The organism is Bacillus sp. GMs2/2 (assembly GCF_050172095.1).
Lineage (GTDB): Bacteria > Bacillota > Bacilli > Bacillales > Bacillaceae_G > Bacillus_A > Bacillus_A cereus.
Genome location: NZ_JBNLYE010000142.1, coordinates 1 through 10,409 on the forward strand (window position 1 = coordinate 1; position 10,409 = coordinate 10,409).

Consider the following 10,409-nt stretch of genomic DNA (forward strand, 5'->3'; position numbering starts at 1 on the left):
TTAAAATAAAGTAGCATTTTGTAAGAAAAAAGGTATATTTTTCATGTCTCACGAACAATATACCTTTCAAAACACGAATTATAACTTTTCTTTATACAACTCTAATTTTTCTAACAATTGTTCTTTTACGCCTGGCCATTCACTCGAGATAATACTGTACACCACCGCATCTCTCACATAACCATTCGGTAATTTTCTTTCATTTCTAAGCACACCTTCTTTTAATGCGCCTAATCTTTCAATTGCTCGTTGTGCTTTTTCATTTCTTGCATCCGTCTTAATTTGTACCCTAAGCATATGCAGTTTTTCAAAAGCATACTGAAGAAGCATATACTTACACTCTGTATTTATACTCGTACGTTGTACACTCGGATGATACCACGTTTGCCCTAACTCAACTGTCTTATCTTCTACTGAAATATTATATAAACGTGTACTTCCTACAATCTTATTCGACTGTTGATCTACGGTTACGAAAGGTATTTGATTACCTCTTCCGTAGCCCTTTATCGCTTTTTGAACGTATTGTTGCATATCTTGCACACTATCCATTTTAGAGATTAAATACGCCCAAATATCCCGATTTCCTTCTACAATCGAAAACAAAGTTTCGACATCAGTATTATCCATTAACCGCAACTTTGCTCTTTCGTGAATAATTTCCATTTTTAAGCCCCCTTTGTTGTTACTATATCATAAGAATCAAAAACGTATTATAATAATATAAAAATATAGGGTGAAGAATTCTTTTCAAATATATTCTTCTCGTATAAGGTAGGAAGACTCATCAGTAAACCTCAAAAAAATAATTTTTTGATAATTTCCAATAAATTCTATATAATGATAAACGGGAGGGGATAAAAAATGCTAGATCAAATTACTTGGGGAACGCCAGGCAGCTTATTATGCTTAGGGTTCTTTTTTGCGGGACTAGGAATCTTCTTAAGAAGCGTTACGTCATATACGAAAAATAAATAAGAATATCCCGCTTTTAAACAAAAGAAGCCCTCTTTTTACAGACGGCTTCTTTTTTATAACTTTATCTTATTAAAACTTTAAAGCAATAAATAAGCAATCGGCGTAATAATAAGTAACGTTAAAATCGTTCTCTGCACATATAAAATAATAAGTTCAGATACTTTTAATGGAGTATCTGTTGATAATATACAAGGAATGGAAGCGGAGAAAAACAAAATAGATGATACGGAAACAACTGCAATAACAAACTTTGTCACAATTGGTGCACTTACTACTAATAATGACGGTAAAAACATTTCTGCAATACCAACTGATGCGGCTTTAGCGGCTAAGTCTGCTTCTGGTAATTGTAATAGCCATGTAAATGGATAGAAAATATAACTAATCCAATCAAATATTGGCGTGAACTTCGCTAAGACGATACCAATTAATCCTACTGACATAATAGATGGTAAAATTCCCATCGTCATAATAAATCCATCTTTTAAATTCACTGCAATATTTTTCATAATGCTCGGTGCAGATTTTGATACTTCTAACGCATCTTCCCAAGCACGTTCTAACATTTTCTCTTTATAAACAGGCTCTGGGAACCCTTCTTCTGTTACATATGTATCTGGTTTTCTACTAAGGGGTGGGATTCTTACGGTGATAGCAGTCACGATGAATGTTACAACAAGTGTAGTCCAAAAATAAACATTCCATAAATGCATAATATCTAATGTTTTTGCGATGATGATCATAAATGTAGCGGATACTGTAGAAAATCCTGTAGCGATAATCGCCGCTTCTTTTGTCGTATACTTTCCTTCTTTATACACGCGATTCGTAATAAGGAGAGCAAGCGAATAACTTCCAACGAAGGACGCAACTGCGTCGATTGCCGATCTCCCCGGCGTATTCCATAATGGCCTCATAATTGGCCGACAAAATGTACCGATAAATTCAAGCAATCCATATCCGACTAATAACGCTAAAAACGCCGAGCCAATTGGAACGAGCAAACTTACTGATATGACTAGCTTCTCATACAAAAACGGTCCAACATCTGGCGCAAAGAACCAAGCTGGTCCTACTTTTAAACAATATAATATGCCAAAAACAACGCCAACTACTTTTAAAATAGAAAAACAAATGTCTACGATAGATGCATTCCATTTCTTCGTATAAAATGGATAAATCGCACCAATTGCCATAACAAATAATGCATAATAAGGTACTATGCCTGGAACCGAAGCCCTAATCCACGATACGATATGATCAATCATAATAGACGATGCACCGTTTATCGTAACAGGAACGAAAAACATAAACACCCCAACAAGACTAGCAAGTATAAACCGAAGAATAATTCCCTTCTCTCTCCCTGTCTTAATTACATTACTCTTTAATTCAATTTCACTCAAAATTCGACACCTCCTATTATCTAAATATTCTGTATAATTATGTTATATTCCTTCTTTCCATTTCTACTATTTAATCGTATGAAAAAGCCTATTTTAAAATAGGCTTTTCTATTACCTCTCATAATCATCCACAATCACTTGAATGATACGATACGATTCTTCTGCTACTTTTTCATTACTATCCCTATTCGTATCATATGTAATTAACGCCTTCCAAAGTGCCCATCCTCTTGCTCTATTCCACGTTTCTTCATCTATGCGCAATACTTCTTTAAATACGTTTCTGCTATTCTTATCAAAAAAAGTCCATGCCATCGCCGCATCACAAGCAGGATCTCCTACACCTAAAATACCAAAATCAATTACAGCACAAAGCTTTCCGTCCTTAACGAGTAAGTTTCCAGGTGCAACATCCCCATGAACCCAAACTGGTTTACGCTCCCACGTTGACTGAAGTGCTAAATCCCAAAGATGCTTTAATACGATTTCATCAAAAACGTCCTTATTATTTTCGATCGCACCTCTCGCCTCTTTATCATATACCGATATAAGTCCGCCCCTGTAAAAATTATGTGCTCCAGCTAAAGGGCCGTTACTCGCATTAATAGATTGCAATTCTACTAAAAAGGATCCTAAGTCCGCCGCAAATTCATTTAAATCACGAACATTTTGTTTCGTAACTGTTTCTCCCTCTATCCACTTATTAATAGACCAAGGCAATGGATACGCTTCAGACGGATTTCCTTTCGCAATTGGTGTAGAAATTGGTAAAGAAAGTCTCTTACTTAATATAGGAAGCCAACTATTTTCTTTCTCTACTTGCGGTGCATATGCCGCATCACTTGGCAATCTTACACTCATCTCATCCCCTAAGTGAAACGTCCTATTATCATGCCCACTAAACTTTACAGGTTTCACTTCTAAATGGGCCCATTCGGGAAACTGTTCCTGTATTAACTTTTCAACTAAACTTACGTTAATTGGATGCATTCACATTCTTCTTTTCTTTTGAAACTTACTAAGCCCATCCGTACTTCCAACATATTCAAAATTATTTTTCTTATAAAAATCATTCAACGTACGATTATGCCCCACGCAATCTAACTTCAAATACTCTTTGTCATGTTGTACATTCTCTTCTATCCACTGTAAAATCCATTCTCCAATTCCGTTCCCCTTATACTTCCGTTTCACCGCAAATCTATGAATATATAATGAATTAGAAACTTCCTCTTTACCAAAAATATGTTCATCCCATTCATTTTGTTTAGGAGAAACTGTAACCGTACCAACTATTTCATCTTCTTTCAGAACAACATATGTATATTTCTCTCTTATACATTCTAGTATTTCAGCCGTAGCTTCCTCTCCTAAAAGATACTGCCACTGATCCACTTCTTTATATTGTAGCCATTGTGCTACTTCTTTTAATAGAGTAATAATGCTATCGCTTTCCTCTTCAGTAGCAGTTCGAATTGTATATTCTTTAACTGTATTTCTCTCCATATCGCTGTTCCCCTTTCCTATCGCTATCATACTGATAAACGCGTTCTACCGTCATTTTCGTCGGTAACGTATTCAACATAATAACCTTGATTCCTTGCGTTTTCATACATCAATTCAATCTGTTTTTGATCTTTAGCGTAAATTGTGACGTATGTACAATCCGCAACTAGTAAAACTAATTCACACTTACTCTCTTTAAATGCTTCATATGTTTCAATATCTACTACTTCCTCTCCTTTTGAATACGCTTTTAAATCTGCAAAAATAACATAATATATATTGTCTTTAAATAATATTTTCAAATCTGATCCTTCCACTATACTTGGTCCTTCTGGAAATAATGCCTCATCCATTCCACCACGTGCTATTAAGTATGACTCCTCACTCCCTACCCACCAATCATATGAAGAAATATCAATTGGCTTTAACACTTTCCAAAGTAAATTATCATATTCATTTGGAATATCTACTGTAATTCCTCTTTTCATTTATTTGCTCCTAGCTTATTTATTTTCGTTTTCATTTCATACATTATATACCAAATTAAATTACCATATTTTGTAGATATCTATGTAACTTGTATTTCACCGCGAAAAAAAACCGTCCCACTACTTATGAAACGGTTTCTTTATGCTTATTAAGTTTTTCATGCAATTGTTGCACTGCGCTTTAAAATAACTTCTAATATATTCACCACATCAGTCATTCTTAATGCTCACTTCGACTTCACAAAATAATATAAAAACCATACCGCATGATTTTGTTCATCCGCAGCTATTCTCCGTAACAAATCTTTCAGATGTGCATCCGATGTCTCATCTGAAATTTCCAAATAAAAATCTACTGTCTTTTGCTCATCTTGTATAGCGAACTCTAATCCTTGTAAGTAGGTATTCGGACAGTCTTCGGTAATCTGTGGTTTCGGCTGCCTGCCAGTTAAATTCGTATAAATTTGTACAAAGTGATGAAAATGTTTTATTTCATCATTACGAATTTCAAGAATTTGTTTTTTCTCTGCTTGACTTGGAGCCATATTCGCTAATTTTGCATAGCAGCTTATGGCGCTATACTCTCCATTTATAGCTTTTTCAATATCACTAATCAACTTATCATTTTGCCTATAACAATCATAATAATTTGAATTATACATCGTATCCCCCCATACTTTCGCTTAACATTTTATGCATTTAAAAATAGTAGGAGCCTGTGTATATAACGGGACGGCTTTAGAATGAAAGAAAAGTTTGAGAAAAGGGTCTATTTTGCAAAATAATTACTTATGCATAAAAATAACACTATTGTATACTGTGGCTATAAACTCTCGCGGGAGTGGGAAAATACATTCGCGAATCAACGAGAAGTTCAACATGATGCGGTGCGAAGCTATTATGAATTCAGTGACATAACTAGGAGGTTCCGCTATGCCATCTTTATTTAAAACTATGGAGTTCCAGCTAAAAACCGAACGACTTGACCTGAGTATGTGGGAGGAATCCGATTCAGTTTGGATGAGAAAATTAATTGGCGAACGTGGTGTGGACATGCCAGCCCTTAATTCCGTTCGTAGCCGGCTTATTGAGATGCGCAAGAAAGCAGACGAAAATGGCATTTCCCTTCTCACTATTCGTAGGCGAGACGAAGGCGATTTTATTGGATACTGTGGCTTGATTATCGGTCGTTCCACACTTGAAGAGCCGGAGATTGCATACGAATTGTTCCGCAGCGCTCATGGAAAAGGTTATGCGACTGAGGCAGCAGCCGTTGTACTGGACGCTGCAATTGCTACTGGGCGCCACAGGCTTTGGTCGACTGTAGGCGCTTGGAATATCGCTTCCCTCCGGGTACTAGAAAAGATAGGATTTAAGCGTCATCACAGTACGTGGGATGACGAACGTGGTGAGATTGTCTGGAATGTACGTGACCTTTAGAGATCCCGACTTAATTCTAAACATAACACTTTTCAACAATTAGGTGTTTACATTGAGAAAAAGCCAGAAAAATTAACAAACTTTATTATCAGCAAATATTCATTCTTCAGCTTATAGATTTCATCAAAAAAGCTGTTTCACTAATTAGTGAAACAGCTTTTTTAAGCGTTCAATTCTGTTTTATGCCCTTTTACTACACTACGTTTGAATGCAGTTGCTAATATGGTAACCATACTTACTATACCAATCCAAACGAGTACAGTAACAGGAGTATTCCAACTTAACCCTTTTCCGAAGAAGAAGATTTCTCTTAGGCCTTCAATCATAAATTTCATTGGTAACCATGAGTAAACCCAGTCTTGATAAAACGGAGACAACATCTCAGGTGCTAATGATAGTAACGGCGCCCCGAAGAATAGTAATAAAGCGAATAAACCGATTCCTTTTAGCCCAACCAATGAAAGTACCGCAGATATCATTAAGAAGAAACTAAAAGAAGTAATGGATAAGAATAGAGCTGTATCCGTGAAGTTCGAAATATTTAACCCTACCATCCCATCCGCAATCCATGTAAGACCAAATCCAATTACAAGTGTCGCAATAGCTCCTGTTACGATTTGGTTTACTTTTAACAGAAAGTTTTCTTTTCTTGAGCTTACTGGCATTTTACTAATCGCAATAAAAATAATCGCTGCACTAGCTAAACTTGCAATCCATAACGGCTGGAACAATGATATTGGTGAGTTACCGTTCGCACTATTTTTGCCAACCTCATTCATATTTTTCACGTTCTTTACAATAGGTGTTACTAATTTCGCAGCTTGATCTGTTGTTACAGTATCTCCTTTTGCTTTTAACCCTTCTAATATTTGCGTACGAACATTATTGTTCATATTATCAACAATCGCAGTTCATGGACCTTTTTATGCAGCTGGCTTAAAGAAATAATTCAGCTATTAAGTAAAAGAACACCCACTATAATAGTGGATGTTCTTTTACTTAATTACAACACTTCAATATACCCTTCTGTTCCATGTACCCGAATTTGTTGTCCGTCTTTTATTAAATTCGTAGCATTCTCTACTCCAACGACTGCCGGTAATCCATATTCACGTGCAATTACTGCTCCGTGCGTCATAAGTCCGCCAACTTCAGTGACTAACCCTTTTATAGACACAAACAATGGTGTCCAGCCCGGATCAGTAAAAGCTGTAACTAATATATCGCCCTCTTCTAAATTCGCTTCTTCCATGTTTAAAATAACGCGAGCTCTCCCCTCAACTACTCCAGACGAAACAGGCAGACCTGCAATCGCGTCAGCTGGGAGGTTTTCTCGTTTATATTTACCTGTAATGATTTCTCCGTCGGACGTCATTATACGAGGAGGCGTTAGTTTTTCGTATAATTTATAATCATTTTTTTGTTTATGAATAAGCTCATAATTTAGTTTATTCGTGCGAACAACTTCGTGAAGCTCTTCAAAAGTTAAATAGTATATATCATCAACTTCATGAATGACACCGCTCTGCACAAGTTGCTCAGCTTCTTTCAGTAACGCTTGCTTATATATGAAATAACGATTAATCATACCGTATTTGGGATATTCACGATAACCGATAAAATTACGGATATTACGAATCATTCGCTTCGTTTCTTCTACTTTTTGTTTTCCACCTGGTAAGTGCTGTAATCGATCTACTAACTCTTCTTCTTTTTTCAAAGCTTCTTGCAGTCCTTCTTCAAATTTCCGCTTACTCGCACCATATTCAAAATCTCTTATATTATTTAAAATCATCGGGATAATTGTAGTTGGCTTTTCACTCCAGCGCGTTTTCGTAATATCTATTTCTCCGCTACATCTCATTCCGTATTTATTCAGAAAAGTTAGAATAGCATCTCGAGCTTCTTCTCCACCTTTAAACTGAACTAGTTCATTTAAAAAGCTATCATCTTCTACATGTTGTAAATACGTAATAACTTCTTTGTACGGCCGAATCACATCAGCGACATCCATTAATGCTAAACCCATTTCAGATGTAATATTATTTTGTACGGATTGAGAAAGCGTGTCTGCTGCATTTTTTTCACCTAGCCATTGCTCCATCTTTTCATTTATCCATGTTGAAGCATTCATACCAACCATAATGACAGCGATACTTTGCGGGTTAAACAATACTTTCTTTAATTGCTGAATATCTTCCAAAATAAAATCAAGTACGTCCACTCCTGATTTCAGTTGCATATTTTGTTTTAACTCTTCAAGTGATGCTTGACTATTCTGTATTAAATTTGTAACGATTGCCGGATCATTTTCAATTTCCGGTTGAGAATTTGCAGGTGGCACACTTTTACCAACACTCTTCCCTTTTTCATCATCTGGTAATAATTTAATAAAATTATCTCGCTCGATTATAGTCGTTAATGCATCTCTTACGAGTGGATCTGATTTTCCTAAAGTGTTTATTAAGTAATTTCTGCTAGCAGGTGAAGCTAATTGTTGCGTAGCATCAACAAACAGCCGTCCTCCCGCTTTACGCATAGGAGCATTAGTCGTTAACAGGAAAAAAGATAACCCAAGTGGTTTCATCGCATCAGTCATCATTTGTTGATGGCCAACTGATATATATACATGATTTCCCCCATCATTTTCTTCAGGAATTGGATATAAAGTCGTAATGGGGCGACTTTGGACAATATAAAATGTATTATGGGCTAAACACCATTCAATATCTTGCGGACAACCAAAATAAGCTTCAATCTGTCTTCCGATACTTGCTAGTTGTAAAATCTGTTGTTCAGTAAGTGTTTGAACTTTTTGCTGATTAGGAGCAATTTTCTTTCTCTCTGTTCCGCCTTCTTTTCGTCCATAGATGGCTAATTTTTTCGTTGCGATGACCTTTTCGACGATTTCATCTTCTTTTACCTTATAATTATCGGCAGAAACCAATCCAGATACTAGCGCCTCGCCAAGTCCAAAGCTGGCATCGATTGACAACACCTTCCTATTCGAAGTAATCGGATCCGCAGTAAATAAAATCCCTGAAGCCTCAGGGAAAACCATTTTTTGAATGACAACACATATAGAAACTTGATTATGTTCAAAACCATTTTGCATGCGGTACGTAACTGCTCGCTCTGTAAATAAAGACGCCCAGCACTTTCTTACATGCTGTAAAATCGCTTCTTCTCCGATAATATTTAAATACGTATCTTGTTGACCTGCAAATGAAGCATACGGTAAATCTTCAGCCGTAGCACTCGAACGCACGGCATACGCATGTTCATTTCCAAAACGCGAGAGATAATGAGCTACTGCTTCCACTACATCAGTAGGGATTTCTACTGCCATAATGACTTCTCTAATCTTCTTACTCATTTCACCAATTTGAGCACGCTCTTCCATTTTCAACTTTGTTAGCTGCTGCAACAAAGTTTGAAGCTCTTCATTTTGCTCGATAGCCTTTTCATATCCTACCGTTGTAACACAAAAACCTTCGGGTACTTGTATACCTTGAATGTTTGTTAACTCCCCTAAATTCAATCCTTTTCCACCGACGAAAAAAAGCTGCGTTTTTTCTATTTCCTGAAAATCGAGAACGAAAGAACTCATGTAACATCTCTCCTTACTTTGCATGTGTACTTGATTGTAACAGTAGTAAATGAGAAGAAACAGTCTATTTCGAACTTGATTTACATGATATAATTAAGTTAGGAAGAGATTAAAAAATGCCCCAGTTGCATAATGAAGTAACTGGGGCTCCTTATTTCCGCTCAATTTTAAATTATAATTTATTCACAACTAACTTCAATGTACTTCTGTTTTTCTCCTTTTTTATAAAACGCCATTAATTATCACACACAATTCTTACCTCGACAAATAGTATATAACTCGAAATACGCTTTAGTTTAACCTCCTGTGAGCCTTTTCACAGGAGGTTTTATACATACATATATTATTTATAATGAATTAGTTCTCCCACTTTCCAAAAAAAGGATGATTGTATTGGAAATGAAAAAACTTCAAGGAATTTATGATGATGTTATTAGTTTAGGGGAAAATTGTTATACCGCTATTCATCTAAAAAAATATAGGCTGCGGAAATATTCAGGTCCTCTAGATTGGTTTGAATCACCGAATCTTTCTTCTATCAACACATTATTGAAAAATAATTTTATAGACTTTATGGATTTAAAAAACATGCACGCAATGCAGGAACAAAATATTGTGTTTAATGATGGTGTGATACAACCTGTTTTTTCTCATATTATAAAAGACACAAAATATAACGTAACATCTTATCATGATTTCCCTGTTATTCCAAATGAAGATTGGTTCATCACATACCATGATTTTAAACAAAAATTAGATCGAAGAATTGATAACTTTTACGAAAAAATTCATCATTCACAATCCATTTTATTTGTTAGATGGGGCGGAAACTTGACTGAAGCACTAGAATTACAAACCGTTTTATCAAATATTGTTAAAAATAATTTTAAGATTCTTTTACTCTATCCAACAGGACTTGAAAATGAAATAAACGAATTAGAATGGGGGCTTGATCATGTTTTCCCTATTCAAGTTTCAAGT

Annotated in this window: 9 protein-coding genes and 1 pseudogene; 2 read left to right on the plus strand and 8 right to left on the minus strand. The window is 35.7% G+C overall.

The genetic code is table 11. The annotated features are described in order from the left end of the window. Positions 1–78: 78 nt before the first annotated feature. The 6 genes from ACQGS6_RS17125 to ACQGS6_RS17150 form a co-directional block, all read right to left on the minus strand. Positions 79–666, minus strand: coding sequence for a GNAT family N-acetyltransferase (locus tag ACQGS6_RS17125; protein WP_000402583.1), 588 nt, complete (start codon positions 664–666; stop codon positions 79–81). A 389-nt stretch (positions 667–1,055) separates the two neighbouring features. Continuing rightward, complete coding sequence (locus ACQGS6_RS17130; RefSeq protein WP_426965346.1) at positions 1,056–2,384, minus strand: YjiH family protein; 1,329 nt, start codon at positions 2,382–2,384, stop codon at positions 1,056–1,058. 111 nt (positions 2,385–2,495) lie between these two features. After that, a complete protein-coding gene (locus ACQGS6_RS17135) occupies positions 2,496–3,374 on the minus strand; it encodes an aminoglycoside phosphotransferase family protein (RefSeq protein WP_000553364.1) in 879 nt (292 codons plus the stop codon). Next, positions 3,375–3,890 carry a GNAT family N-acetyltransferase gene (locus ACQGS6_RS17140; protein ID WP_000440851.1) on the minus strand — a complete coding sequence of 172 codons (516 nt, stop codon included), beginning with the start codon at positions 3,888–3,890 and terminating at the stop codon, positions 3,375–3,377. 26 nt (positions 3,891–3,916) lie between these two features. Beyond that, complete coding sequence (locus tag ACQGS6_RS17145; RefSeq protein ID WP_025966063.1) at positions 3,917–4,378, minus strand: DUF2691 family protein; 462 nt, start codon at positions 4,376–4,378, stop codon at positions 3,917–3,919. Between the two features lie 227 nt (positions 4,379–4,605). After that, on the minus strand, positions 4,606–5,040 hold the full coding sequence (locus tag ACQGS6_RS17150) for a ferritin-like domain-containing protein (RefSeq protein ID WP_000282818.1): 435 nt from the start codon (positions 5,038–5,040) through the stop codon (positions 4,606–4,608). Between the two features lie 271 nt (positions 5,041–5,311). Here ACQGS6_RS17150 and ACQGS6_RS17155 point away from each other — a divergent pair, with 271 nt between their 5' ends. Then, positions 5,312–5,818: a GNAT family N-acetyltransferase gene (locus ACQGS6_RS17155; RefSeq protein WP_025966062.1), complete on the plus strand. Its 507-nt coding sequence runs from the start codon at positions 5,312–5,314 to the stop codon at positions 5,816–5,818. Positions 5,819–5,979: 161 nt separating this feature from the next. Here the strand turns inward: ACQGS6_RS17155 and ACQGS6_RS17160 are convergent. Further along, positions 5,980–6,726: pseudogene (locus ACQGS6_RS17160) on the minus strand (phage infection protein); the annotation flags it as partial. A gap of 95 nt (positions 6,727–6,821) precedes the next feature. After that, entirely contained in the window at positions 6,822–9,428 is a 2,607-nt protein-coding gene (gene ppsA, locus ACQGS6_RS17165) for a phosphoenolpyruvate synthase (RefSeq protein ID WP_426965347.1), read from the minus strand. A gap of 384 nt (positions 9,429–9,812) precedes the next feature. Between ppsA and ACQGS6_RS17170 the strand changes: the two genes are divergently transcribed. Beyond that, a partial coding sequence (locus ACQGS6_RS17170; protein ID WP_426965348.1) for a DUF1796 family putative cysteine peptidase occupies positions 9,813–10,409 on the plus strand: 597 nt, incomplete at its 3' end.